Origin of the sequence: uncultured Virgibacillus sp. (genome assembly GCF_947495635.1) — a bacterium.
Taxonomy (GTDB): Bacteria; Bacillota; Bacilli; order Bacillales; family Amphibacillaceae; genus Virgibacillus; species Virgibacillus salarius.
Map to the genome: position 1 here is coordinate 1 of NZ_CANMAB010000023.1, position 25,855 is coordinate 25,855.

27 protein-coding genes are annotated in these 25,855 nt (G+C 37.9%); all 27 read right to left on the reverse strand.

The features are described 5' to 3' along the window. Positions 1-305: 305 nt before the first annotated feature. Complete coding sequence (murA, locus tag Q1A47_RS07265) at positions 306-1,634, reverse strand: UDP-N-acetylglucosamine 1-carboxyvinyltransferase (RefSeq protein ID WP_026681770.1); 1,329 nt, start codon at positions 1,632-1,634, stop codon at positions 306-308. Between the two features lie 34 nt (positions 1,635-1,668). Further along, the gene (locus Q1A47_RS07270; protein WP_026681771.1) at positions 1,669-2,385 is read right to left on the reverse strand and encodes a YwmB family TATA-box binding protein; all 717 of its coding nucleotides are present in this window, start codon (positions 2,383-2,385) and stop codon (positions 1,669-1,671) included. 105 nt (positions 2,386-2,490) lie between these two features. Then, the gene (locus tag Q1A47_RS07275) at positions 2,491-2,721 is read right to left on the reverse strand and encodes a DUF1146 family protein (RefSeq protein WP_026681772.1); all 231 of its coding nucleotides are present in this window, start codon (positions 2,719-2,721) and stop codon (positions 2,491-2,493) included. 505 nt (positions 2,722-3,226) lie between these two features. Then, positions 3,227-3,622: a F0F1 ATP synthase subunit epsilon gene (locus tag Q1A47_RS07280; protein ID WP_026681773.1), complete on the reverse strand. Its 396-nt coding sequence runs from the start codon at positions 3,620-3,622 to the stop codon at positions 3,227-3,229. A gap of 89 nt (positions 3,623-3,711) precedes the next feature. Next, positions 3,712-5,124, reverse strand: coding sequence for a F0F1 ATP synthase subunit beta (gene atpD / locus Q1A47_RS07285; protein WP_026681774.1), 1,413 nt, complete (start codon positions 5,122-5,124; stop codon positions 3,712-3,714). A 42-nt stretch (positions 5,125-5,166) separates the two neighbouring features. Then, entirely contained in the window at positions 5,167-6,027 is an 861-nt protein-coding gene (gene atpG, locus Q1A47_RS07290; protein WP_166530108.1) for an ATP synthase F1 subunit gamma, read from the reverse strand. Between the two features lie 57 nt (positions 6,028-6,084). Beyond that, on the reverse strand, positions 6,085-7,596 hold the full coding sequence (gene atpA, locus Q1A47_RS07295; protein WP_026681776.1) for a F0F1 ATP synthase subunit alpha: 1,512 nt from the start codon (positions 7,594-7,596) through the stop codon (positions 6,085-6,087). Positions 7,597-7,614: 18 nt separating this feature from the next. Further along, positions 7,615-8,160 carry a F0F1 ATP synthase subunit delta gene (locus Q1A47_RS07300; protein WP_026681777.1) on the reverse strand — a complete coding sequence of 182 codons (546 nt, stop codon included), beginning with the start codon at positions 8,158-8,160 and terminating at the stop codon, positions 7,615-7,617. Beyond that, a complete protein-coding gene (gene atpF, locus Q1A47_RS07305; protein ID WP_026681778.1) occupies positions 8,157-8,684 on the reverse strand; it encodes a F0F1 ATP synthase subunit B in 528 nt (175 codons plus the stop codon). Before atpF ends, Q1A47_RS07300 begins: the two co-directional genes overlap by 4 nt. A 118-nt stretch (positions 8,685-8,802) precedes the next feature. Continuing rightward, positions 8,803-9,009: a F0F1 ATP synthase subunit C gene (gene atpE, locus Q1A47_RS07310; RefSeq protein WP_019378207.1), complete on the reverse strand. Its 207-nt coding sequence runs from the start codon at positions 9,007-9,009 to the stop codon at positions 8,803-8,805. Positions 9,010-9,089: 80 nt separating this feature from the next. Then, positions 9,090-9,812, reverse strand: a complete 723-nt coding sequence (atpB, locus tag Q1A47_RS07315; RefSeq protein ID WP_026681779.1) for a F0F1 ATP synthase subunit A — start codon at positions 9,810-9,812, stop codon at positions 9,090-9,092. Between the two features lie 5 nt (positions 9,813-9,817). Next, on the reverse strand, positions 9,818-10,204 hold the full coding sequence (locus Q1A47_RS07320) for an ATP synthase subunit I (RefSeq protein WP_026681780.1): 387 nt from the start codon (positions 10,202-10,204) through the stop codon (positions 9,818-9,820). 492 nt (positions 10,205-10,696) lie between these two features. Next, positions 10,697-12,874 (reverse strand): S8 family serine peptidase, encoded by a 2,178-nt coding sequence (locus Q1A47_RS07325; RefSeq protein ID WP_121603955.1) that lies wholly within the window; start codon positions 12,872-12,874, stop codon positions 10,697-10,699. A 246-nt stretch (positions 12,875-13,120) separates the two neighbouring features. After that, entirely contained in the window at positions 13,121-14,236 is a 1,116-nt protein-coding gene (gene wecB / locus Q1A47_RS07330) for a non-hydrolyzing UDP-N-acetylglucosamine 2-epimerase (protein ID WP_026681782.1), read from the reverse strand. A gap of 26 nt (positions 14,237-14,262) precedes the next feature. Then, a complete protein-coding gene (gene upp, locus Q1A47_RS07335) occupies positions 14,263-14,892 on the reverse strand; it encodes a uracil phosphoribosyltransferase (protein ID WP_026681783.1) in 630 nt (209 codons plus the stop codon). Between the two features lie 166 nt (positions 14,893-15,058). Then, on the reverse strand, positions 15,059-16,303 hold the full coding sequence (glyA, locus tag Q1A47_RS07340) for a serine hydroxymethyltransferase (RefSeq protein ID WP_026681784.1): 1,245 nt from the start codon (positions 16,301-16,303) through the stop codon (positions 15,059-15,061). Positions 16,304-16,435: 132 nt separating this feature from the next. Continuing rightward, the gene (locus Q1A47_RS07345) at positions 16,436-16,990 is read right to left on the reverse strand and encodes a TIGR01440 family protein (protein WP_026681785.1); all 555 of its coding nucleotides are present in this window, start codon (positions 16,988-16,990) and stop codon (positions 16,436-16,438) included. A 49-nt stretch (positions 16,991-17,039) separates the two neighbouring features. Next, on the reverse strand, positions 17,040-17,480 hold the full coding sequence (gene rpiB, locus Q1A47_RS07350; protein ID WP_026681786.1) for a ribose 5-phosphate isomerase B: 441 nt from the start codon (positions 17,478-17,480) through the stop codon (positions 17,040-17,042). A gap of 27 nt (positions 17,481-17,507) precedes the next feature. After that, a complete protein-coding gene (locus Q1A47_RS07355) occupies positions 17,508-18,803 on the reverse strand; it encodes a methyl-accepting chemotaxis protein (RefSeq protein ID WP_026681787.1) in 1,296 nt (431 codons plus the stop codon). A gap of 15 nt (positions 18,804-18,818) precedes the next feature. Continuing rightward, entirely contained in the window at positions 18,819-19,424 is a 606-nt protein-coding gene (locus Q1A47_RS07360) for a low molecular weight protein arginine phosphatase (protein WP_166530107.1), read from the reverse strand. 162 nt (positions 19,425-19,586) lie between these two features. After that, on the reverse strand, positions 19,587-20,054 hold the full coding sequence (locus Q1A47_RS07365; RefSeq protein ID WP_166530106.1) for a GNAT family N-acetyltransferase: 468 nt from the start codon (positions 20,052-20,054) through the stop codon (positions 19,587-19,589). Positions 20,055-20,173: 119 nt separating this feature from the next. Further along, the gene (locus Q1A47_RS07370; RefSeq protein ID WP_166530105.1) at positions 20,174-20,725 is read right to left on the reverse strand and encodes a manganese efflux pump; all 552 of its coding nucleotides are present in this window, start codon (positions 20,723-20,725) and stop codon (positions 20,174-20,176) included. Positions 20,726-21,004: 279 nt separating this feature from the next. After that, positions 21,005-22,033, reverse strand: a complete 1,029-nt coding sequence (locus tag Q1A47_RS07375) for an L-threonylcarbamoyladenylate synthase (protein ID WP_121605794.1) — start codon at positions 22,031-22,033, stop codon at positions 21,005-21,007. Positions 22,034-22,463: 430 nt separating this feature from the next. Then, positions 22,464-22,865 (reverse strand): hypothetical protein, encoded by a 402-nt coding sequence (locus Q1A47_RS07380; protein WP_026681792.1) that lies wholly within the window; start codon positions 22,863-22,865, stop codon positions 22,464-22,466. Between the two features lie 69 nt (positions 22,866-22,934). Beyond that, positions 22,935-23,561 carry a stage II sporulation protein R gene (spoIIR, locus tag Q1A47_RS07385; protein ID WP_026681793.1) on the reverse strand — a complete coding sequence of 209 codons (627 nt, stop codon included), beginning with the start codon at positions 23,559-23,561 and terminating at the stop codon, positions 22,935-22,937. Between the two features lie 84 nt (positions 23,562-23,645). Beyond that, positions 23,646-24,506, reverse strand: a complete 861-nt coding sequence (prmC, locus tag Q1A47_RS07390) for a peptide chain release factor N(5)-glutamine methyltransferase (protein WP_166530115.1) — start codon at positions 24,504-24,506, stop codon at positions 23,646-23,648. 1 nt (position 24,507) lies between these two features. Next, entirely contained in the window at positions 24,508-25,578 is a 1,071-nt protein-coding gene (prfA, locus tag Q1A47_RS07395; RefSeq protein WP_026681795.1) for a peptide chain release factor 1, read from the reverse strand. Positions 25,579-25,855 lie beyond the last annotated feature (277 nt).

A 25,855-nucleotide genomic window follows, 5' to 3' on the forward strand; every position in this document is an offset into this window, starting at 1 on the left:
CTTAACGCAGTCATTGCACTGATTTTATACTTTCTTAACTTAGAACAAAAGCGCAAGCGCCCGATTAGAAACGTAGCCTGGAGCGAGTCAACGGAGATAAAGGAATTCACGGTGAGCTTGTGATCCGAACTTATTGTAGGGCGATTCGTGAAGTCGCCTCGTTTCTGAGCACTGGAGCTGGATGCGGCTTAACACGCTCATATTTATCCACATGGAATAATTTCATAACTTCCTAGACAATAAAAAAACAGATGTGGCAAGAAACCATCACCTGTTTAACAATTCGTATTTTTTCCATAGCATGATTAAGATAGCTCAGCAGCAATTTGATTATTTGTGGCATCTACTTGTACAAAAGAATCTATGGCGTGGCCATTCTCATCCACTCGTTCAATATCAGCTCCAAGGGATGCAAGCTTACCAGAAAAATCTACATATCCGCGATCCAAATGCTTTAGCTCTGTTACTCTAGTAACACCTTCAGCACATAAACCAGCTAAAATTAATGCAGCTGCGGCACGTAAATCTGTTGCTGCTACTTCTGCACCTTGAAGGTTACTTGGACCCTCAATAATGACACTATGACCTTCGATTTTCATTTTTGCATTCATGCGTCGGAATTCCTCTACATGCATAAACCGATTCTCAAATACCGTTTCCGTAATAACACTTGTACCTTGAGCAGCTAGCATCAGTGCCATCATTTGTGATTGCATATCTGTAGGAAATCCTGGATGTGGTAGAGTCTTTATATCAGTTGCCTTAAGCTTCTTAGGACCAATAACACGAAGACCATTGTCTTCTTCAGTAATAGAAACGTTCATCTCTTCCAGTTTAGAAATAACAGAACGAAGATGTTCCTTTTCTGCATTTTCAATCAATACATTTCCATTTGTAATTGCAGCTGCAACCATAAATGTACCTGCTTCAACTCGATCCGGGATAATGGTATGTTCAACCCCATGTAGTGAATCTACACCTTCAATTCGAATCGTCTCTGTACCAGCACCAACAACTTTAGCACCCATTTTATTTAAATAATTTGCCAAGTCAACAATCTCTGGTTCTTTTGCACAGTTTTCGATTATTGTCTTACCCTCTGCAAGCGCAGCAGCCATCATGATATTTTCTGTTGCACCAACGCTAGGCATATCTAAATAAATTTTTGCACCTTTAAGACGCCCATCTACGTTCAGTTCTACAAAGCCATTACCAACATGAGTTTCTGCACCCATAGCCTCGAACCCTTTTAAATGCAAATCTATTGGTCTTGACCCAATTGCGCATCCACCAGGCATAGCTACTTTTGCATGGCCATAGCGTGCCAGTAATGGTCCGATTACTAATACAGAGGCACGCATTTTACGAACATATTCAAATGGGGCTTCCGTAGTTAATTTATTTGAAGCATCAACAGTAACTGTATTATTTTCAAATGTAACATCTGCATTCATATTGCTCAATACTTGATTAATTGTATATACATCAGCGAGTTCAGGGACATCTGTAATAACACTCTTTCCTTCACTTGCAATAAGACTGGCTGCAATGACAGGAAGTACAGCATTTTTAGCACCTTCAACCCTAACGGTGCCCTCCAATTGGTGTCCGCCTCTTACGATGATTTTTTCCATATTTCAAATCTCCTTCAGATCCAATTTCATTATATTAATATTCATTTATTAGGATAGGTGTTCCTATCGTATATGTAGGATAGTCCGATCCTGTATCTTTGATTGCGATTTGTAAGTTCATAGATGTATTATCTACAGAAATTTTTTGATTCCATAGAGGTGTATACCCATAAATTATTTTTTTATGCGTTGAATTCTTCACATTATCAAATTGTGTCTTTACTTGTTGTACTTGAAAATAATTTGTCATGTTTTCTAAAAAATAATCACCACTTATTATATCATTCCCCTTAGTCGTCAGACAAGCAAATTTTTTTACAGCTTCAGTAAAATATGCATTTAAACTAGTAGTTAATACGTTTCTATAGTTTTTTTCAATTTCTTTACTCCAGCTCTTTCCTTTAATAACAATAATGAGTTCTGCATTATACTGCTTTTGCTTAGGAATCACCACATTATATAATACGTTAATCCCCTCTGGTAATAGAGCGTCACTAAAGGAATATTTTAACTTATTTTTGTCCTCGGAAAAATTAGGTTTAAAGTTGGTTTGTAACTCATGTACAAGATGTTTACTATCCTCTCTAGTGATAGCTTCCTTTAAAGTTACTTGCCAATCTTCCACCTTGGCACTGTTATTCATCATATAATTAGCTAAATCAACAAGCTCTTTTTGATTAAATGATTGCTTCGCTGCAACATTATTTGTAATCATTAGTAGCATAATAGATAATATAAATATCTTTTTCATAATAAAATCCCCCGTGTCCAACTATAGTTACCCATAGTATGAACCGAGAGATCTCAATACATACGATACAAATTATGACATTTTACTAGATTTATAAAATATTAATTAAAATAAGTGATTTAAATCTCTAGACCATTGGAGAATTTCTAAAAAGAACCTACTTACTCCAGAGCCAATAACGATCGTTATAAATAAGATAAAGATTTGAGCTTCCTTTGCTCGTCCTTTCTTAATAATAGGTTCAAAGTTGATTGCCGTTATTAACCGCCATGTGAGATATATAAATAGTAGATGCGATAGAATACTAATTATTGCTTGTTGTCCAATCGAAAACATAAGTACCACCTTTATTTTATTACTCTTTCTAACTTTGCCATGTATGCTAAAAAAAGTCAATCATGTAGAGAAATAGAAGGAGAGCGATTATCAAACGCTTACTTTTATTCCTCATATAACTGACAGTAAGACGCCGCTTCAAACAATAAAGTGAAACCAATATGGATAAGTAGGGGATAAACATCGCTCGCTGATTGAAGTTACATTTTATCCATTTCCCGGGAAATATCGACAAACTATTCATACTTTACACAGTAAAAAACCCATTGATTGGGGTTTCACTTTTTCTTGTATTTAATGTATACATTGTTAATTAATGTAATTTTTAGTGGGAATTCAGATTTTATGGTATATCATGAAGTAAAAAACCTTTTATAACTTTTGTTATAAAAGGTTTTTAAGGTAATAAGCAACTATTAAGAATGATTATTAACATTGCCCAATGAATATTACTGACCTATGATCACATGAGTAACGCTATGCTATGGTGAACAAACACCATTGCTTACTTTGCGACTTTTAGTCGATTTATCGCTCTTTGGAGTGCTAATTCTGCCCTCAGGAAGTCAACATTGTCTTGTTTCGACTGCAGGCGTTGTTCTGCACGAGCTTTTGCAGCTTCTGCACGTTGAATATCTATATCTGTAGGTTTTTCAGCAGATTGTGCTAGAATCGTCACCTTGTCTGGTCTAACCTCCATAAAACCTCCATTAACCGCTAATCGTTCGATATTATTTTCACGCTTTAAACGGACAGCACTAATGGATAATGGTGCTACAAGTGGGATGTGCCCTGGTAAAATCCCCAGTTCTCCACTCTCTGCTTTACAGCTGACCATTTCAAAACTATCTTCCAGTATTGGACCGTCAGGAGTAACAACACTCACAGTTAGTGTTTTCAATGTAACCCCTCCTCTGTTGACATGAAGCAATCAATGTATTGGATTGACCAAGTATATACATACTTTTCCATAGCTTCAGCCAACTTCTATTATTCCATTTCTTTTGCTTTTTCCACTACTTCTTCAATACGTCCAACTAAACGGAAAGCATCTTCCGGAAGGTCATCATGTTTACCGTCTAGAATTTCTCTAAATCCTTTCACTGTTTCTGCTACAGGTACATATGAACCCTTTTGTCCTGTGAACTGCTCAGCAACGTGGAAGTTTTGAGATAGGAAGAATTGAATACGGCGAGCACGAGCAACAACTAATTTATCCTCATCACTCAATTCATCCATACCAAGAATAGCGATGATATCCTGTAGCTCACGATAACGCTGTAGTGTTTGTTGTACTTCTACTGCTACTTGATAATGATCGTTTCCAACGACCTCAGGGTCTAATGCACGTGATGTAGATGCTAAAGGATCCACCGCAGGATAAATACCTTGCTCAGATAATCCACGATCAAGGTTTGTTGTTGCATCTAAATGAGCAAATGTTGTCGCTGGTGCAGGGTCTGTATAGTCATCGGCAGGCACATAAATTGCCTGAATAGAAGTAACAGATCCTTTATTTGTTGATGTAATTCGTTCTTGTAATTGTCCCATTTCTGTAGCAAGTGTTGGTTGGTATCCAACCGCTGATGGCATACGTCCAAGAAGTGCAGATACCTCTGAACCAGCCTGTGTGAAACGGAAAATGTTATCGATGAACAATAATACGTCTTGTCCCTGTTCATCACGGAAGTACTCAGCCATTGTTAGACCGGATAATGCTACGCGCATACGAGCACCTGGTGGTTCGTTCATTTGACCAAATACCATCGCTGTTTTAGCAATAACACCTGAGTCCTTCATTTCATAATAAAGATCATTACCTTCACGTGTACGTTCACCAACACCTGCGAACACGGAAATACCACCATGCTCTTGGGCGATATTATTAATTAATTCTTGGATTAAGACGGTCTTACCAACCCCAGCACCGCCAAACAAACCAATCTTACCACCTTTAACATAAGGTGCTAATAAATCAACGACCTTGATACCCGTCTCTAATATTTCCGTCTCCGTAGTCAGGTCTTCAAATTCTGGTGCTTGACGGTGAATTGGATCACGACGTACTTCTGTAGATAATGGCTCATCTAAATCAATATTCTCACCAAGTACATTAAATACTCTTCCAAGTGTCACATCACCAACAGGAACAGAAATTGGCTTTCCTTTGTCTTCAACTTCTATTCCACGCTTCAAACCATCTGTTGATGACATAGCAATTGTCCGAACGCTATTATCACCTAAGTGCAGCGCTACTTCTAATGCTAGCTCTGTCGTTGAGCCTGTTTTTTGATCAGTAACCACTTGGACTGATAAAGCGTTGTAAATATCAGGAAGCTGTCCGTCTTCGAATTTAACGTCAACGACAGGTCCCATAACTTGTGTAACAAGTCCTTTGCTCATCGATTTCCCTCCTAACTAACTTTCCAGAAAACGCAAGGAATGCTACTCGAGAGCAGCTACTCCTCCGCTGATTTCCGTAATCTCCTGCGTAATTGCAGCTTGACGCACGCGGTTATAGGTTAATGTCAAGTCATCAATAAGCTCGCCAGCATTATCCGTTGCACTCTTCATCGCCGTCATACTTGCCGCGTGTTCACTCGCTTTACCATCTAATAATGCACCATAGATTAAACTTTCTGCGTATTGAGGTAAAAGTATATCGAGAATTTGCTGCGCATTTGGTTCATATTCGTATTCACTACTAGAGCTAGCCTGTTCTCCCAGATTAGTAATCGGCAACAGTTGTGTCGTCGTAACTTTTTGTGAGATTGCACTAACATAGTGGTTATAGAACATATATAATTCATCAATTTCCTCATCGGCATACAATTGTACCGTTTCAGAAGCAAGTGCTTTAATGTCTGCAAAATCAGGTTGATCTGCGATCCCTATGACACTTTTAGCAACAGGAAGATCCATTTTTTTACAAAATTCATAACCCATACGTCCAATTGCAATAATCGTATATTCATCTTTTGACTTATGGCGATCCTGAATCGTTTTATAAAGGCTTTTTAAAACATTACTATTGTATGCCCCTACAAGACCTTTATCTGCTGTAATAACAAGGTAACCGCTCTTCTTAACCTCACGCATCTCCAGCATTGGATGCGTTGCATCTGTCGAGGAGTTAGCAATATTTGCCATGACCTCCTGGATTTTTTGGCTATAAGGTTCAAATGCCTTGGTATTTTGTTCTGCTTTTGCCATCTTAGAAGCAGATACCATTTGCATAGCAGAAGTGATCTTTCTTGTCTTCTTCGTAGAATCAATTCTACCTTTAATATCTCTAAGTGATGCCAAGCTATTTCACCGCCCTTTCATGTAAAAGGTTACGCGTATTGTATCTCATACTAAGTTCTAACCTTCAGAAGGCAAGAATGTTTTCTTGAATGTTTCGATTGCATCGTTCATATCAGACTCTTCTGGAAGTTTTCCAGTTTCACGAATAGAGTCTAATAGTTCTTTACGGTTGCTATCCATCCAAATGTTCATCTCTTCTTCAAAACGAAGAATGTCTTCAACTGGAATATCATCAAGGAATCCTCTTGTTAATGCATAAAGACTCATCACCTGTTTTTCAACAACCATTGGCTTATGAAGCCCTTGTTTAAGAATCTCAACTGTACGCTGACCACGATTCAATTTTGCTTGAGTTGATTTATCAAGATCAGATCCAAATTGAGAGAATGCCTCTAACTCACGATAAGATGCTAAATCTAAGCGAAGTGTACCAGCAACTTTTTTCATTGCTTTAATTTGTGCTGATCCACCAACACGAGATACAGATAAACCAGCATTGATTGCTGGACGAACCCCAGAGAAGAATAAATCAGATTGTAAGAATATCTGTCCGTCTGTAATCGAAATTACGTTTGTTGGAATATAGGCAGCGATGTCACCAGCTTGTGTTTCAACAAATGGGAGTGCAGTTAATGAGCCGCCTCCCATTGCATCACTTAACTTAGCAGCCCGTTCAAGAAGACGCGAGTGGATGTAGAATACATCCCCTGGGAATGCTTCACGTCCTGGTGGGCGACGCAATAGTAATGAAAGCTCACGATATGCTACAGCTTGTTTTGATAGATCATCGTATACAACAAGTACGTGCTTTCCGTTATACATAAACTCTTCACCCATTGCTACACCAGCATAAGGAGCAAGATACAATAATGGTGCAGGGTCAGATGCACTAGCTGATACAACAATTGTATAGTCTAATGCACCGTGACGACGGAACGTCTCTACCGTACTTCTTACAGTTGATTCTTTTTGACCGATTGCTACATAGATACAAATCATGTCTTGGTCAGATTGGTTCAAAATAGTATCAACAGCAACTGTTGTTTTACCAGTTTGGCGGTCACCAATAATTAATTCACGTTGCCCACGTCCGATTGGTACAAGAGCGTCGATCGCTTTAATACCTGTTTGTAATGGTTCATCAACCGATTTACGATCCATTACACCTGGTGCCTGGGCTTCGATTGGGCGTGTGTTAGACGTTTCAATAGATCCTTTGCCATCTAATGGCTGACCTAACGGGTTAACAACACGTCCGATTAATTCCTCTCCAACAGGTACTTGCATAATACGTCCCGTACGACGAACTTCGTCGCCTTCTTTAATACCAGTGTAAGGGCCAAGAATTACAATACCAACATTGCTTTCCTCAAGGTTTTGTGCTAATCCCATTACACCATTAGAGAATTCTAGTAACTCACCAGCCATTGTATTATCAAGACCGTGAGCACGTGCGATACCGTCACCAATTTCGATAACAGTGCCGACATCACTTACTTCAATATCTGAATCGAAAGTTTCGATTTGTTGCTTAATCAGATTACTGATTTCTTCTGCTTTGATGCTCATACCATTTCACCCCTATCTTCATTTGTTTGCAGTTACAATATTTCGTTCGATTCTTTTTAGCTTGCCGCTAACGGAGCCATCATAAATCGTATTTCCTAAACGAATTTTCATTCCACCTATAAGTGTTGGATCTACAACGTTTGTAAGCATGATTTTCTTCTTATTAAATCGTTTAGCAAAGCTATCTTCTAATTCACGGCGTTCTTCATCCGCTAATTTACGAACCGAATAAACAGTTGCATCTGCAATCCCTTTCGCATCATTTACTAACTGGATAAAATGATCAATAATGGATGAAGTGAGTTCAATGCGATGTCTTTCTACTAATAGTTTCATCGTATTGATAACATCTATTTGAAGACCGTTAAACACTTCGTCAAGGAACTGTTTCTTTTTCTCATTAGTAATACGTGGATGCTTTAGGAATATATAAAGATCTTCATTATCTTCAACTACTTTTTTAACCACACGAAGCTCATCTAAAAGCTGTTCTAATGTAGCTTTTTCATTTCCTAGTTGAAAAAGAGCCTCTGCATATCGCTTTGCAACTACTGCATTACTCATAGCTCTTCTCCTACCTCTTTAATGTAATCGTTAATAAGTTTCTCCTGATCCTGAGAACTTATTTCTTTTTCAATTACTTTACTTGCGATAAGTACAGATAAGGAAGCAACTTTATCCTGCAATGCTTGCAGTGCCTTTTCCTTCTCATTCTGAATATCAACCTGAGCTGATTCTTTCATGCGATCAGCTTCTGCTTTTGCAGCAGCGATAATTTCTTCTTGCTGTCTAGTTCCAGCATTCCGTGCTTCTTCAATCATTGCTTGCGCTTCTTGCTTCGTCTGCTTTAGTTGTTCCATTGCTTCTTTAGAAGCCTGTTCTGCTTCGGCACGACTTTTTTCAGCTGCTTCAATTTCACCTGCAACATAGTCCTCGCGCTTTTGCATCATGTTCATAACTGGACCCCAAGCAAATTTACGAACTAAAAGAAGCAATACAATAAAGAAAAACAATTGCATTAACATATCACCGTAATGGAAACCACCAAGTGCTGCATAAATCATCGAATAATCCGTGAATGCTTGCACAGAATTCACTCCTTTCACTTCTTATCGTGAACCATCTATCTTCTACTTCCTACTCATTACAAACAACGGCGAAGCACTTTATAAAGATGGTCTTCGCCATTAAAGATACATTCTATTTCTACATAACCATTAATGCGATAACTACGGCAATAATCGGCATTGCCTCAACTAAACCTACACCAATAAACATAGTTGTTTGTAATTGACCTTTTAATTCTGGTTGACGGGCAATCCCTTCAACTGTACGACTAACGATTAAACCGTTACCTACACCAGCACCTAATGCACCTAATCCTACTGCTATTGCAGCTGCTAAAGCTCCCATAATATAAATCCTCCTCAAAATGTTGTATAAGTTTTTAATAATTTCCTATCTCAAATATAAAGACAGGCTAATTAACGATATTAGTGATCTTCACTTACTTTATGTGACATATAAACCATTGCCAACATCGTGAAGATAAAGGCTTGAATTCCTCCAATAAACACACTGAATCCTTGCCATGCCAAGAATGGAATAGCTCCACCTAAAAATCCTAATACGGAAGAAGTAGTTAAACCTACTAATAGAGAAAGTAATACTTCCCCTGCATACAAGTTACCAAATAGACGTAAGCCTAATGTAAGCGTGTTTGAGAACTCTTCGACGATTTTAATTGGAAATAGCGGCCATAGAGGTTGTACATAACTCTTTAAGTATGCTTTTCCACCGCGAAGTTTAATACCATAAAAATGTGTTAAAACAATTACCATTGCTGATAACGTTAGTGTTATTCCTGGATCAGCAGTTGGTGACTTCCACCATACATCATGACCAACAACACCGTTTGTAATTACCCCTAGCATGTTTCCTACTAAAATATAAGTGAACAGTGTTAATGCTAGTGGGAGGAATAGTTTCCCAGTCTTCCAATCCATGGTGTCATTGATGATTCCTTTTACAAAATCTAGGATCCATTCCATTACATTTTGTGCGCCTGATGGCTTCATTTGTAGCTTCCTAGCACCTAGAACACACAATACAAATACAATAAGTGATGTAATGAACATCATTAATACATTAGATAAATTAAAATCAAGCCATGAAATACCAAATAAGTCATGGTAAATCGGTGCAGTATGATCCACGTTATTCACCCCTCTTTCTTGCTCGAATGTTTAATGTTATAAAGAGCAAAATCTATCATAATGACGAGATAGGATGTCATTAATCCAATTAATACAGCAATGATGTGAAAGTTCTCCTCCATTCGAAGTGCAATAATAATAGCTAAAGCAGCCGCAGCGAATCTTGATACAGTGCCGATACCTCGAGTTGGTGTTTTATTGGCTGCCGCATCAGTAAAATCGACAATTTTCTTTTGGAGTAAATATAAGTTATAAAAACTTACAATGCTCCCTAAAAGCAGCCCGAGGAAAATACGAGGATATGGTGTGAATCCAGCCCCAAGTACAAAAATAGCGAGAAGGTAGAACATCCACTTGCGTTGTCGTGCAGTCATTTTTTCAAATTGCGACATAATTCCCTCTTCCCTCGTCATTTATCAACAGAAGTTGAATAGCATGTACTTATTCTTTCAAACATTCGGAAACTAACCTAAACTGTGGTTTATTCCTTATGCGTATTCCTCGTTGTTCTTTGTTTTCACATTCATTGGATTCGAAGTTTCTGTGTGGAAAATCTTATGTTCTTTCAGCTGGGTTACATCGTATATTATGTAACGGCTATTAAATAAGGAGAAATGTACTTAAGTGCTGTGAAACCCCTACCATTCCACACTAAGCAAGTTTACAGGAGCAACCCCTTAATGTCAATTAGTTTCAGGCATATTTTGCATTAAATTTACTAGCCAAAATTTACAACATGATTCAAGGGATTTGACGTTTTTTTTGAAACTGTTTGTAAACCCACTAAGGTATAACAAAAGCCAGGAAAATCCTACTATCAGTATAGTGGATTTTCCTTTGCTAATTCGTGACATTTCTGTGAACAAATGATTACTTTATACTTATTAAGGTATTGTTATCATCGTTTGATGGCTCTCATATGATCCATCTGCTAATTGGACTGTAACAATTGCTAAATAATGGCCTGACTCACCAGCTTCCGATTTCTTTAATTGTCCTTCATTTACTCCTGTATTCATATCTTCCTTGGTCATTAGTCTACGCTCATAAACGAGTGTATCCGGATTGTAAAGATCAATATCAACGCGCTGTGCCGGTTCTGTTACATATAATCGATACGTAAATACATCATCGGAAAAAGGTTTTAATGAAAATTCAAAGCCCATTGCTTTAGGGTTGTCCGCAGATTTATTTACAAACAAATAAGGCATTTCATATGTGTTACCTTGCTCATTAAGGGTTATCCAACCTTGATGTACACCTTTTTTTAATTGTGAAGATGTTACCCTTAACTCAATTGTTATTTGCTTTTTTTCATGCGGTTTTAGTGTAAAAGATTTTGGTAGTTTCCAGCTCAATCCTGCTTGTTTATATGGAATCTTAAAATGATAGGTTTTCGTTTTATTACTGGTGTTTTCAATTATCGTTTTTCGCTTTCTATTTTCACTATAGTCATCAATTTGACCAAACGTTAATTGTGGGTCATATAAAATAGTCTCCGCCTCTATAGCTTGTTTTGGTTGAATTAGACCCATACCCTGAACAATAGGATCAATAGACTCTTCCTCATCATTTTTCAATCTTGCTGCTGTAGTTTTTATGGCTCCATAGATTTTTGCATTTGACCAAGTTGGATTTGCTTCTTTTACTAAGGCAATCGCGCCTGCCACATGCGGTGCAGCCATGCTTGTTCCTTGCAATGCTTGATAACCACCTGGGACAGTGCTTACTATTGAAGCACCTGGAGCTAAAATATCAGGTTTTATGTTCCAATTAACGGTTACAGGACCTCTAGAACTAAAGTCTGCAATGGATTCTTCTATTTTTTTATAGTTGGTTTCTAAAGAAAGCTTCTCTTTTTCATCTAATTTTTTCTTTAGCCATTCCCCGTCGCTTTGAGAAATCGATGCCACTGGTATGTTAATTGGCTGCTTATCTGTATGAATCATCCCCTGAAAATGACCTTCTTCATTATTGTGAATAACTACCGCTTTAGCTCCTGCTACTTGAGCCGCTTGTGCCTTTTGTGAAAAAGGCACGTCATCACGCGTGAACAACGCAATTTTACCTTTAACATTTGCTGTTGTATCAGCATTTACTATCTCATAAAACGTATCAAGATTCCATGGTACAGACCCTGACATAGTGGATAGACTAATCTGTTTATCATCCCATCTTTCATAGAGGAATGGCATCTCTCGTTCTGGACTAGAAGCTCCAACTGACAATGCTTTATTTGCTGTAGCTGGTGATCCAACAGTCCAATTAGCTGGACCGTTATTACCATTTGCTATCACTACAGCTATACCGAGTTCTGCAGCTTTGTTTACTGCCACACTTGTTGGGTAATCAGGTCCATTCACACTATTTCCTAATGATAGATTCATGACATCCACACCATCTTCCACTGCCTGCTCCATTGCCGCAATAACTTGTACCGACGTACCACTGCCACCTGGACCAAGGGCACGGTACGCATAGATATCAGCCTCAGGTGCTACACCTTTCAATTGCCCATTCGCAGCAATAATTCCAGATACGTGAGATCCATGTAAGGTAGGGATGCCCTGCTTAGACTTCGTTTCCATTGGATCATCATCCAAATCTACCAGATCATATCCCCTTTGATAGTTCTTTTGTAAATCAGGATGTTCATAGTCAATTCCTGTATCAATCACACCTACTTTTACACCTTCTCCAGTATAGCCTGTATCATTTAATTCATATGGAAAAACGGCATTTTCACTATCAACGCCTAAATTTTTGAATCTTGTTGTTTCATATGTTTTTACTGCATGTACATTTTTCACAAAATCCAGTGATTGCATTCTTTGTAATTCTTGTGGGGTTCCTTGCAGTGCGAGCCCATTAAATAATTTTGTATAAACAGCTACGACGTCAATAAAGGGATAATGATCCTGTAGATAATTTCGATGTTCACTAGGACTTCCTTCAACTTCTACGATAATGGACTGCTTGTCTAAGCTATCCTCAGCAGCCAAGGATGAAGATAGTGGGATCATTATCATTAAGAGGGTAATAACAAAAAGCAATGGACGCATTATAATTAAACTCCTTTCTGCCATTAGCTTTTGAAAACAAGACAAAAACTATGCACTTGTCATATTTAATGCTATATTGTACAAACGTTTGAATAATTGTTAGGCACATATCATCAATTACTTTTTTAGAGGAAAAAGGGTGTGGGAAAGGATGTTGGGAGTCAAAGAAAACAGCCGAACGATCATCCCGAAACGCTAAAACAGCCTTCGGATCCGTTCGGCTTTATCATGTTTTTTAGATATTTTTTATTTCGAAAAGTATTTCTTTATTTCATCTGCTATTCGACGTGAAGCTTCTCCGTCCCCATAAGGATTAGAAGCTTTTGCCATTTTATCATGTGCGTCTTGATCGGATAACAATTCATTAGCTAGTTGAAAAATTGTCTCTTCATCTGTCCCTGCTAATTTTAATGTACCTGCATCTATTCCTTCTGGCCGTTCCGTTGTATCTCGCAACACAAGGACAGGCACACCTAAAGAAGGTGCTTCTTCCTGAACACCACCAGAATCAGTCAAAATCAAATGAGAACGAGCTGCAAAATTATGAAAATCGACTACTCCGAGTGGTTCAATTAGTTGAATTCTTTCATCATTTCCTAAAATTTCATTCGCAGTCTGTTGAACGACCGGATTCAAATGCACTGGGTATACGACCTGAATATCGTCATGTGTCTCAACCAATCGCTTAATTGCTCGAAACATTTGCTGCATATTATTACCTAAATTTTCTCTCCGATGAGCAGTCATTAAAACAAGGCGTTTGTCTCCAATTTTATTAAGGATTGGATGACTGTAGGATGCATTTACCGTCGTTTTCAACGCATCTATAGCCGTATTCCCTGTCACAGCTATATGCTTCTCAGACTTGTTTTCCTGTATTAAATTCTGCTTGGATTTATCCGTTGGTGAAAAATGCAGATCTGCCATAACGCCAGTAAGCTGCCTATTCATTTCCTCAGGATACGGAGAGTATTTATTCCAAGTTCTAAGACCAGCTTCTACGTGACCTACAGCAATTTGATTGTAAAATGCCGCAAGTGAAGCTGCAAAAGTAGTTGTAGTATCTCCATGGACAAGAACAATATCAGGCTTCGTTTCTTTCATTACTTCATCCAAACCCTCTAATGCCCGCGTCGTAATTTGTGCTAACGTTTGCTGCTTCTTCATAATATTTAGGTCATAATCTGGTGTAATATCAAAAATTTCCAGAACCTGATCTAGCATTTCTCTATGTTGAGCAGTAACAGTAACAATAGATTCAAATTCATCCGATCGCTTATTTAATTCAAGTACAAGAGGTGCCATTTTAATCGCTTCTGGCCTTGTACCAAAAATCGTCATTACTTTTATCCGCTTAGTCATTTTATATTCACTCCAACAGGATATTGTTATTTTGTTCCGAACAAACGGTCTCCAGCGTCACCTAGCCCAGGGATTATATAACCCTTTTCATCTAACTTCTCATCTAAAGCTCCAAGGTAAATATCTACATCCGGGTGCTCTTCCTTAATTACCTCTACTCCTTCTGGAGCAGCTATTAGACACATCAACCGAATGTTTTGTGCCCCCCGTTTTTTCAAGGAATGGATTGCATCGTTTGCCGATCCACCAGTAGCTAGCATCGGATCAATCACGATCAATTCACGTTCTTCAATATCCGTAGGCAATTTAACATAATATTCAACTGGCTTTAGTGTCTGCGGATCACGATATAATCCAACATGACCTACTTTCGCTGCCGGGATAAGCTTTAACATACCATCAACCATACCTAACCCAGCTCGAAGAATAGGTACAAGTCCAATCTTTTTACCAGCAAGTACGTTGGCTTTTGCCTCCATCACTGGTGTTTCTATCGTTTGTTCTTGCAGCGGCAGGTTTCTGGTAATTTCAAAAGCCATAAGCATGGAAACTTCATCTACCAATTCCCGAAACTCTTTCGTTCCAGTGTTTTTATCTCGTATGTACGTTAATTTATGCTGAATTAACGGATGATCCAGTACGAAAACCTTTCCCATTTTGCCGATCACTCCTTTGTATTAGTTGCATCTTTAAAATTGTACTCAAAAATAGATAAGCTTTCAAGCTTAGCGAAAATATTTCCATATTAAATGAATGGTAAATTAGCCTAGCTATTCACGTCTACCTCGAAAAAAGGATGCCCATAAGGACACCCTGTAAAATCTATGCAAAGACAGCATATAATGGGAATTTTTCGGTTAATGCTTTTACACGTTGCTCTGCTGTTTTCAAAGTCGTTTCATCTTCGTGATTTTTCAAAGTTAATGCAATTATAGCAGCAATCTCCTTCATTTCTTCTTTACCAAACCCTCGAGAAGTAACTGCAGCAGTACCAATTCGAATCCCACTTGTTACAAACGGACTCTCTTGATCAAATGGTATCGTGTTTTTATTGGTAGTTATACCAATATCGTCAAGAACCTTCTCTGAAATCTTTCCTGTTAAGCCAAGCGGCGTAACATCTAAAAGCAGAAGGTGATTATCCGTTCCTCCAGATACAATACGAATTCCTTCTTCCTGTAATGCCTTTCCAAGTACAGTTGCGTTTTCAATAATATGCTTGCTGTATGATTTAAAAGAATCGGATAATGCTTCTTTGAATGATACTGCTTTTGCAGCAATAATATGCATTAAAGGGCCACCCTGCATTCCTGGAAATACTGTTTTATCGATCTTTTTAGCAAAAGCTTCTTTACACAATATCATCCCACCTCGTGGACCACGCAATGTTTTATGTGTTGTTGTAGTTACAAAATCAGCGTATGGAACAGGATTTGGATGAAGTCCTGCAGCAACTAGTCCAGCAATATGTGCCATATCAACCATTAAATAAGCGCCTACCGCATCGGCAATCTCTTTAAATTTTGCGAAGTCGATAACTCGTGAATACGCACTGGCACCCGCAACAATTAACTTCGGCTGAACTTCTTCCGCTTTTTTTAATACTGCATGATAGTCAAGTTGTTCAGATTCTTGATCGACACCGTAATCTACAAAGTTATAAAGCGTACCACTAAAGTTAACTGGACTTCCATGTGTTAAGTGTCCACCATGACTTAAGTTCATTCCAAGTACCGTATCTCCCGGTTCTAAGATTGTAAAGTAGACAGCCATGTTCGCTTGTGCACCTGAATGAGGTTGAACATTTACGTGATCTGCTCCAAATAACTGCTTTGCACGATCACGAGCTAGATTCTCTACCACGTCAACATGCTCGCATCCACCATAATATCGTTTTCCTGGATAACCCTCTGCATATTTATTTGTTAACACAGAACCCATCGCTTCCATAACTGCTTCTGAGACGAAATTTTCTGACGCAATCAGTTCAATTTTATCCTGCTGGCGTTTTTTCTCTGCTTCCATAGCTTCAAATAACTCCATATCTATTTGTTTCACATGCTCCATTGTAAAACCTCCTATGTATTTTAATCACTTCAGATGTTGTTCAAAACATTGGAATAAATTTCAATAGACTTTCATCCAATAATTTGAACAGTGACCCTAATGTGAATAATTAATAATTTGTGAATAGCTGTGTCAACTACTAGCATAGACAGCTCGATGCCCACCAATTCTTTTTGGTCGAGTATATGCTGCTACAACCCTCGCATTACCGAGAAAACGCTGTTGAAAACGAATAGGAACTGCTACAGATTTTAAATGCATCCCAATCATTGTCTCTCCAATATCTATACCAGCATGTGCCGAAATACATTCGACAATCACTGGGTCCTTCAAATGTTTATAAGCATACGATGCCATTGATCCACCCGCTTGACGGGTAGGAATCACGGATACTTCTTCTAATTTATATTGTTGCATTACTTTTCGTTCTACGACAATTGCTCTATTTAAATGTTCACAACATTGAAATGAGAGGTGAATACCTGTTTTTATTTGTAATTCAGTTAGCTGTTCAAAAATGACTTCTGCGATTTCTTCACTTCCAGAAGTACCAATTTGTTGCCCTGCTACCTCACTGGTAGAACATCCTACTACAAATAATTCACCTTGATGTAAGAAACCTGATTTCTCCCATTCCGTTTGCATATTAGACAATTCTAGCTTCATTTGCTTCAGAAGTTCGAACATTTTTATCACCTACCATGTGATATAAGTCTAGGCAAGCCCATAGCTTGCCTTACTGCTCTTCATACGTTGTAATTTTGTTAATTCGATTTTCATGACGTCCACCGTCGAAGTCCGTTTCTAGCCAAATTCTTGCAACCTCACGAGCAAGACCTGGACCGACAACACGTTCCCCCATAGCAAGAACATTTGAATTATTGTGTTGGCGTGTCAATTTCGCACTATATACATCATGAGTTAAGGCACAACGAATACCTTTTACCTTATTCGCTGCAATCGACATTCCAATACCCGTTCCACAAATAAAGATACCTCGATCAAATTCTCCACTGGCTACTCGTTCTGCTGCCGGTAATGCGTAGTCTGGATAATCTACTGACGATTCACAGCTACAGCCAACATCCTCATAGTCAATGTTCATCTCCTCTAGTAAGTCCTTTATTTCATTACGGACAGTCATTCCTGCGTGATCTGCAGTAACAATTACCTTCACTTTTTGTTGCTCCTTTCTAGTACCAAACTAATTTACTTTAAACTGATTGATTTGCTGATTTAAGCTCTTAGCTTGCTCTTCTAATTCATGTGCTAAATGATCCACTTGTTCAATCGTAGATGCTTGCTCGTGAATTGCTGCATTTACCTCTTCTGCTCCAGCCGATGTTTCTTCAGCAATCGCAGCAACCTCTTGTGATTGCTTTACGGTATCCTCAATAGATTTTAATTGGCGATCCACCAATTCCGAGATACGATCAATTTCACTAGCTACATTCTCAACAGAACCTGACATTTGCGCAATTGCCTTGTTCGTTGTTTTACCATTAGCAGCTTCTGCTTTTGCATAGGAAACATTTTCGTTAATTTTAGCAACAACACCAGAGACATCTTTTTGAATTGCAGCAATTAACGCAGAAATTTGCTGTACTGCTTGTGCACTCTGATCAGCTAATTTTCGAATTTCATCAGCTACTACTGCAAAACCTTTTCCATGCTCTCCCGCACGCGCCGCTTCAATTGAAGCATTTAATGCAAGTAAATTTGTTTGTTCGGCGATTTCACCAACCAAGGTAATAATCGTCTCAACTTGTATGGCATTTTGCTTTAAATGGTCAACATCCTTTAATGATAATTCCTGTTCATTGGCTAGCTTCTGAATACCATCAACGAGTTGATTAACAGCTAGCTTACTGTGATTTAGGACGTCGAGCATCTCTCCAGATTTTTCTTTTGAGTGTGTCGCCTTACGCTGAACCTCTTGTGCCAGCTCTGTTGCCAATTCAACTGCTTCAGCAGTATTTTGAATAGCTTCTGATGAGCTCTCTGCCCCTTTTGATATATCATCAATTGACGAGCGTATTAAGGTAGAATGTTGCGTAACCTGATCGGAAGCATCTTTAATATGAATAACTGATTTATTTGTACTTTCAAAATGCCTATCTATATTATGTACGATATTCGTCAGATTTTTAAGCATTTTGTCAAATGAGATTCCAAGTGCTCTGATTTCATCATCCGATTTAGAAATTTCTATAACTTGATTCAGGTTGCCCTTAGCAGCATCAGATGCAGCGGCTTCAAGCTTTTCTAGTGGTTTTACTATGAAACGGGCTGCAAAAAATGCTAATATCCCTGACCAAATAATACCAAGTATAAGTGTTCCGATCGTAAATAGTTGTTCAGAGATTTCCCAGTAATTTTGCACATAATTAAAGACAACATAAATAAAAATGGCACTAACCGAATACGTTACCAGTGCTAATACTGTCGTAAACAACACTAATTTCAGCCGTAAACTAAAACGATATCTTTTCTTTTCCATAATACGTTCCCCTGCCTATTTTGATAATTTTTTTTGCAGTAGATCGATATATTTATCCAATTCATTTAGTGTCTCTTGATATATTCGTAAATCTCCACCAAAGGGATCTGATATATCGTAGTTAATTAAATTAGCCTCGAGTCTTCGAATATTAGTTATGTCTTCTGCAAGATACTCTTGAATCTGTTGGTCTAAGAGAGAATTATCTAGCTTATGCTGATTTTCTTGGATAAATAGTGACCTTTTTTCCTCATATTCCGCATATGACTGCTTTAATTTCTTCCATACTTCTTTATCGGCTTCGGAAACGTATTCTTTTAACGTATAGTACTTATCCTGATAGTTAGGATATTCCATTATAAGTGATTGCTTATGCTGTGTTGTCATTGTCAAAACAACGTCTGCCCAATTCAAAAGCTTATTTGTGACTGGTTGCGATTGATGATTCAGCACTATTTGTTTTTGTCTTAAAACTTCTATGGCTTTTGGACTTGCATACTGACCTTCCGCAGCAAAAATGCCAGCCGATTGTACTTCTGCTTCTGGTATTTTATGTTTCACTAAAGCTTCTGCCATTGGACTGCGACATGTATTGCCTGTGCAAACAAACAATAATTTCATAAAAGGGAACCTCCGATAACTAAACTCTTTCTCCAATATACCATATTCGTCTTCCTATAAACCACCACCTTTTTATTACATTTTAAAAGAACCAATTCTCAGCTAGTAACCAGCGCTGAGAATCAGTTCTTAATTAAAGTACGACTATCTGACTACAATAGCTTAATTTTCAAGATGTAATTTCAATCCTTCATGAGAATTGGTAAATCCAAGCTGTTGATAAAAAGCTAGTGCATCTGGTCGTTGTTTATCTGTCGTTAACTGTATAACATGGCAACCTTTCTCCTTAGCTTGTTGAATAGACCACTCCATAAATTTTTTCCCCACACCACGTCCTCTTACAGATGCATCAATTCTTACTCCTTCTATGGTTGCTCTCCAGCCTCCCTGGTATGTAAGATATGGTGTGAATGTAATTTGCAGTACACCTACCACTCGATTTTCCTTTTCTACCACACATAAGCTATTATTTGGATCTGAGTCAATGGCTTGAAAAGCTTGGTGATAGCTTAGAGGTAATGGGTTTTCATATTTTTCTCTTACTTCCCCAAGCTTATCATCAGCTAGTAACTTGACAATGTCATTGAGATCATCAAAATTAGCAAGCCTAAACGTAAGATTAGATAGCATGATTCTCCTCCTGAGTCGCTTGTTTTCTATTCACCATAAGCTTACCCGAGAAAGCGAATAAAATATAATACGCTCTCATTATCTGAATCAATAATTATAGATTATAATGACAATGGGGCTTACCCAAACAATAATTGAAACCCAAATCCGATTAGAATACTACCTCCTAATAATTCACTGTAAACACCTAGGAATCCTCGTACCTTCCTACCTAAGAGCAATCCGACCCAACAAAGGATGGAACTAATTATTCCAAAAAGCAATAACGCCACAATTGTTTTTACTCCAGATATCCCCAGACTAAGTCCCACTGAAAAGCTATCAATACTCAGTCCGAATGCTAGTAAGATCAGTCCTCCTCCTATAGGCTGGATGATTTTCTTTGCTTGATGATTAAATGCAGAGAACATTATTTGTGCACCAATACCTATGAGTAATAGCCCTCCAGCTAGTGTCGTTAGATGACCAATTTGTTCCGAAATTATTCTCCCTAAAATGATTCCTATAAAGGGCATAATGACATGAAATTGTCCAACAACTATGCCTATTAACGCTATTCGTTTCAGACGCAAGCGCTGCATACCCAATCCCAGGCTTACAGAAAATGCGTCTAGGCCAAGTGCTAACGATAAGAACAACAAAGCCGTAAATTCTCCAATATACCCCGACATCGATAATCCCCCTAGGACACGCTTATAAACTATATGCATGTCCTACATGGAATATGAACATAGGGAAAGTGATTTATACAAACCACCTAACAATCAGATTTTATAGAAAGCAAAAGCCAGACAGATTCGAAACGTTTCAGCTAAATTTCGAACTTGTCTGGCTTTCTCCAGTTATAAAGTGAAGCTTTACTGATTGCTAGTACCAGAAGGGTATGACCTAAAGACATTCGAATCAATCGAACATTTACTGGCTGTCTATATTCGTCTTATGGCATTGCCTCAATTTAATTCTATATACTGGCTTGCAGCTTTTTTTAAACGATTCATCACTGCCTGTCCGATCCCTTTCTCTGAAAAGGACTCACTAATAATAATGTCAACTTTTCCGTTCTTGAACGTTCGTAATGCATCATATAATTTTGACGCGATTTGAGTAAGATTATCTCCTAGCGGGATGACTTCATCCGCAGTTAAATGGTTGGTAGCCTTTGTACTTGCCATTAAGCCCACCAGCTTTCCCTCCATTTTCAACTGGTTGATTTTTCGTTGAATCGCTTCTAAAGAACCCTCCACAATATATAAAGGAACTTCTGGTGAATAATGTTTATATTTCATACCTGGTGATTTAGGTCTTTCGGATTGATTTGCCAAAGCTGGATCAATCATAACAGCCCCAGTTATTTCTTTTATTTCCTCCTGTGTAATGCCACCTGGACGGAGGATAATAGGAATATCTTGTGTACAATCTATCACCGTTGATTCCAATCCAACACCAGTTGCTCCGCCATCCACTACCCCAGCAATTTTCCCTTGTAAATCAGTCCAAACGTGTTCCGCACTAGTAGGACTAGGCTTTCCTGATAAATTTGCACTAGGCGCTGCTATTGGTAGATCACATACACGGAGTAACCACCTTGCTATCGGATGACTTGGGATTCTCACGCCAATGGTTGATAAGCCCGCTGTTACGTTTTCTGCACATACCCCATTACTCGGCAAAACAAAAGTAAGCGGTCCAGGAGCAAAAGCTTCCATTAACTTATCCACATATGCGGGCCATCCACACACAAGTCGCTCTAACTGTTGTTTATTAGCAACATGTGCAATAAGCGGATTATCCTGAGGTCGACCCTTGGCTGCAAAGATTTTGCTAACCGCCTCAGAATTGGTAGCGTCTGCACCTAATCCATAAACTGTTTCGGTTGGAAATGCTACCGTTTCGCCTTGCTTCAAAAGTGTGGAGGCTTCTTGAATCATCTCTATATCTATTTTTTCTTGTTTTGTTAATTTCCAATACTTTGTTTCCATCAATGTTGTTACCTCTTTTCTACTATAATCATTTTAGTAGATAGCAGATGTTTTCGCAATGGAACAAGTATACATTCAGCTTGCATAAATACTCTGTACGTTCCCTAACTTATCTTTTCCTTGAAACTTGAAAAATAAAATTCGAAGCTAAATGAAAAACACCCTCGGTCGATTCCTAAATGAACAAGCAGCTGTTGATCCTAGAGTATTCTAAGCATTTCCCATAGAAAGCAAGAAGTGACTCATCTTAATTTCCCTTCAACTAGATAACTATAGGGAGTTAAGTTATACACATCATCACAATTCAATTTATCCACAGCATTATTCTTTAATAATTTAGTTATACTAACTAATGTTTGAATTATACACATTTATCCACAATAAATACGGTGGATATCCACAGTTTTTGTTGATATGTTTGTGGAATTCCTTAGGACACATGATACAACCACCAATTACCGTTTGATTTATCATACTTATCCACGAAAACTTTTTCCTTTTGTGGATGGAATTGTAACGCTTCCAATAAAATATCAACAACCGGCTGATGACTATGCACATATACTCGCTCAGCATGCTGCTGCTTAGCCATTAAAAGGATAGATTCTAATAAAACAGGAAGATGCGCCGCTTCTGATTGTGTAATATATAGTTGCTTTAACCAATAAGTTCCTTCTTCCATTTCTTCTAGTATAAAGCAACCTTCTATCTCTCCTCTTAATTCAACCACATACCCTTTCCGAAGTAGACTTTCTTGATTCACATTAGGGTTATTTTTTAAAAAATGCTCTATTTGTTCAGAAGAAGCTTTATAAGCTGGAATTAAATTCATTTTATTCACCTCTATCTAGATTTAATAGTCTTTAACCATTTACCTCATTCTATGCAAAAAATGGTATATCTATGACCACCCTAGCCATTCAAATAGAAAAAATTTGACCTCTGTTTTTTCCTCTTGCTTTGCCATTTCTTGCTCCTCTGCTTCCTTTTTCTCCTTCGATTCAGCAGCTACAGCACTAGTACCATTTGAAAAATCAAGAAAACACAATGGAGGAAATAGAACACACCACCAATTAGCACCTTGTCCCTTACCTATCGTGATGAGAACCGCTTCATATTCACCAGCTGGGTAGACGTATGAACCATACACTTTTGCTGGAAACGTTACGTTCTTTCCATATTTCACTTGAAAAGCATTAGAATTTCCTGATTCATCCATAGCATTAGCTATTATTTCCTTAATTTCTGGTGTACGTTCCTCTATTAATCTTCTAGCTGCTTCAATGTCTGTAATCTCTTCTACCCATTTGGTGATTTCTTCATTTACTCGATCTCGTACAAGTCTTTTTAATTGTTGATCTTCCTCACTATCACTGTTCGCTAGAATTCGTAAGCGAATGGCATCATCAGGTATTACTTGATACGATTGATTCATACCCTTTTCATCGGTATCCTTACCGGTAATTTGTGCAGGTATACTTAACATAAGAATAACTATTATAAAAACAAAAAATACTAGTTTCTTCATTATCCTGTACCTCCCTACTAACTATAGAAAACAGTATTGTCAGGAAGTGATAAATTTAAACTAGTATTCGATAAAATCATATTTTTATAGCTTTGCAAACAAGATACGATCCTTGCCGTTTATGTCCTTTAGAACGTTTATGTCACTATTAGGATACGTTTTTTTCACTAGGAATGTCACAGCTTCACCTTGTTCATGACCAATTTCAAATGCAATACAGCCATTCTTACGTAATACCTGTTTAGACTGGGATAGAATTTGTTTATATGCTGCAAGTCCATTTTCATCGGCAAATAAGGCAAGCTCGGGGTCAAAATTCTTAACAGTATCCGGTAATTCTGATACCTCATCTCTTGATATATAAGGAGGGTTTGAAACAATAATATCTACCTGCATATGCTGCTCTATTAATGGTATTAAAAAATCTCCTTGATAAAAACGTATATTGGTATGATAATGCTGAGAATTTTCTCTTGCTGTAGCCAATGCTTTATTAGATATATCAGTGGCATATATAGAGGCATTTTTTAATTCTAACGCAAGTGTAATCGCTATAATGCCACTTCCAGTCCCCGCATCCACAATTGTTGGTATCTTATCCACAATCTTCGAATTTGTATATTGTATAACATGTTGTACAAGCTCTTCTGTCTCTGGTCTAGGGATAAGTACATGTTGATTAACATGGAATGTTCTACCATAAAATGATTCATAGCCAATCAGATGTTGAATGGGTACCCCTTGTTTAGCATGCTTTACTATATCCTTTTCATATCTTGCTATCACTTCTTCCGGTACGGAGTCACGCATTGTCACAAAAAATTCAGAGCGTGAAACCTGTAGGTGATGCTGCAGAATAAGTTCTGCTACTCTTTTTTCCCTATGATGCTTTTCTAAAAAAAGAGAAGCCCATTCGAGGACTTCATATTGCCTATTCTTTTTCATACTATTCACCAATTTGCTCCAGCTTTTTAGTTTGCTCTTCCATAACTAATGCGTCAATAAATTCATCTAGTTTACCTTGCAATATTTGATCCAACTTTTGTATAGTTAAACCGATTCGATGATCTGTCACACGATTTTGCGGGAAATTATACGTACGAATACGCTCCGAACGATCTCCAGTACCAACAGCAGATTTTCTATTTTCATCATACTCGGCTTGCGCTTCCTGTTGATACTTATCATAAATGCGGGCACGAAGTACCTTCATAGCTTTTTCTTTATTTTTAATTTGAGATTTTTCATCTTGAATCGAAACGACAACTCCAGTTGGAAGATGTGTTAGACGTACTGCTGACATCGTAGTATTAACACTTTGCCCACCAGGTCCGCTGGATGCAAACGTATCAACACGGATATCCTTTTCATGAATATCCACTTCCACTTCCTCAGCTTCCGGTAGGACTGCCACGGTCGCTGTAGAGGTATGAATCCTTCCTCCGGATTCTGTTTCCGGAACACGTTGAACCCGATGTGCACCATTTTCAAATTTAAGTTTAGAAAAAGCGCCTTTACCGTTTATCATAAAGATAATTTCTTTATAGCCACCAACACCTGTCGTACTCGCTTCCATTACTTCAATTTTCCAGCCATACTGCTCTGCATAGCGAGAATACATACGATATAAATCTCCAGCAAATAGTGCTGCTTCATCACCACCAGCTGCACCACGAATTTCCATGAACACGTTTTTATCGTCATTGGGGTCTTTTGGTAATAGAAGAATCTTCATTTTATCTTCTAGTTCTACTATATTATCGTTGAGCTCGGTTATCTCCAATTTCACCATTTCTTGCATTTCTTCATCTAGATTATCTTCTAGCATTTCCTTTGCATCCTTCAGTTGGGATGTCATATCTTTATACTCTCGAAAAGCTTGAACAACATCTTCCAGCCCAGCTTGCTCTTTTGAATATTCACGTAGTTTCTTGGAATCATTTATAATTTCCGGATCACTTAACATTTCATTTAATTTATTGTAACGATCTTCTAAAGACTGTAAACGTTCTAGCATCACGGCCACCTCTTTCTGATTAACAGTATAATTATAGTATACTCACGTTATGAGGTCAAAGTTATACCCACTTGCTCATCTATTATATGATTTTTTCTATTACACATACAGAATATATTTATGCATTGTTATACAGCGAAGTACAAAACAATTTTAACTTAAAACCAAATGTTTAGTTGTCGCTTGTACTTCCTTCTTATCATTCTATTCTTATACAACCAGTTTATCGGGTTTAAAACGCTTTTAAACAGTAAAAACAAAGGATATATAAAGCGAA

Bases quoted from the DNA above. Each gene is read 5' to 3' on its own strand.
- prmC (WP_166530115.1), bottom strand. From the start codon at position 24,506: ATGAAAAAGAATAGGCAATATGAAGTCCTCGAATGGGCTTCTCTTTTT.
- Q1A47_RS07320 (WP_026681780.1), bottom strand. From the start codon at position 10,204: ATGTCGCAATTTGAAAAAATGACTGCACGACAACGCAAGTGGATGTTC.
- atpE (WP_019378207.1), bottom strand. From the start codon at position 9,009: ATGGGAGCTTTAGCAGCTGCAATAGCAGTAGGATTAGGTGCATTAGGT.
- prfA (WP_026681795.1), bottom strand. From the start codon at position 25,578: ATGCTAGAACGTTTACAGTCTTTAGAAGATCGTTACAATAAATTAAAT.
- Q1A47_RS07370 (WP_166530105.1), bottom strand. From the start codon at position 20,725: ATGTCGGGGTATATTGGAGAATTTACGGCTTTGTTGTTCTTATCGTTA.
- Q1A47_RS07275 (WP_026681772.1), bottom strand. From the start codon at position 2,721: ATGTTTTCGATTGGACAACAAGCAATAATTAGTATTCTATCGCATCTA.
- upp (WP_026681783.1), bottom strand. From the start codon at position 14,892: ATGGGAAAGGTTTTCGTACTGGATCATCCGTTAATTCAGCATAAATTA.
- Q1A47_RS07355 (WP_026681787.1), bottom strand. From the start codon at position 18,803: ATGGAAAAGAAAAGATATCGTTTTAGTTTACGGCTGAAATTAGTGTTG.
- Q1A47_RS07345 (WP_026681785.1), bottom strand. From the start codon at position 16,990: ATGTTCGAACTTCTGAAGCAAATGAAGCTAGAATTGTCTAATATGCAA.
- spoIIR (WP_026681793.1), bottom strand. From the start codon at position 23,561: ATGAAGAAACTAGTATTTTTTGTTTTTATAATAGTTATTCTTATGTTA.
- Q1A47_RS07300 (WP_026681777.1), bottom strand. From the start codon at position 8,160: ATGAGTAATGCAGTAGTTGCAAAGCGATATGCAGAGGCTCTTTTTCAA.
- wecB (WP_026681782.1), bottom strand. From the start codon at position 14,236: ATGACTAAGCGGATAAAAGTAATGACGATTTTTGGTACAAGGCCAGAA.
- glyA (WP_026681784.1), bottom strand. From the start codon at position 16,303: ATGGAGCATGTGAAACAAATAGATATGGAGTTATTTGAAGCTATGGAA.
- atpA (WP_026681776.1), bottom strand. From the start codon at position 7,596: ATGAGCATCAAAGCAGAAGAAATCAGTAATCTGATTAAGCAACAAATC.
- Q1A47_RS07270 (WP_026681771.1), bottom strand. From the start codon at position 2,385: ATGAAAAAGATATTTATATTATCTATTATGCTACTAATGATTACAAAT.
- Q1A47_RS07325 (WP_121603955.1), bottom strand. From the start codon at position 12,874: ATGCGTCCATTGCTTTTTGTTATTACCCTCTTAATGATAATGATCCCA.
- Q1A47_RS07365 (WP_166530106.1), bottom strand. From the start codon at position 20,054: ATGCTATCTAATCTTACGTTTAGGCTTGCTAATTTTGATGATCTCAAT.
- Q1A47_RS07375 (WP_121605794.1), bottom strand. From the start codon at position 22,033: ATGGAAACAAAGTATTGGAAATTAACAAAACAAGAAAAAATAGATATA.
- murA (WP_026681770.1), bottom strand. From the start codon at position 1,634: ATGGAAAAAATCATCGTAAGAGGCGGACACCAATTGGAGGGCACCGTT.
- atpD (WP_026681774.1), bottom strand. From the start codon at position 5,124: ATGAGCAAAGGACTTGTTACACAAGTTATGGGACCTGTCGTTGACGTT.
- Q1A47_RS07360 (WP_166530107.1), bottom strand. From the start codon at position 19,424: ATGAAATTATTGTTTGTTTGCACAGGCAATACATGTCGCAGTCCAATG.
- Q1A47_RS07380 (WP_026681792.1), bottom strand. From the start codon at position 22,865: ATGAATTTAATTCCAGCTTATAAAGCTTCTTCTGAACAAATAGAGCAT.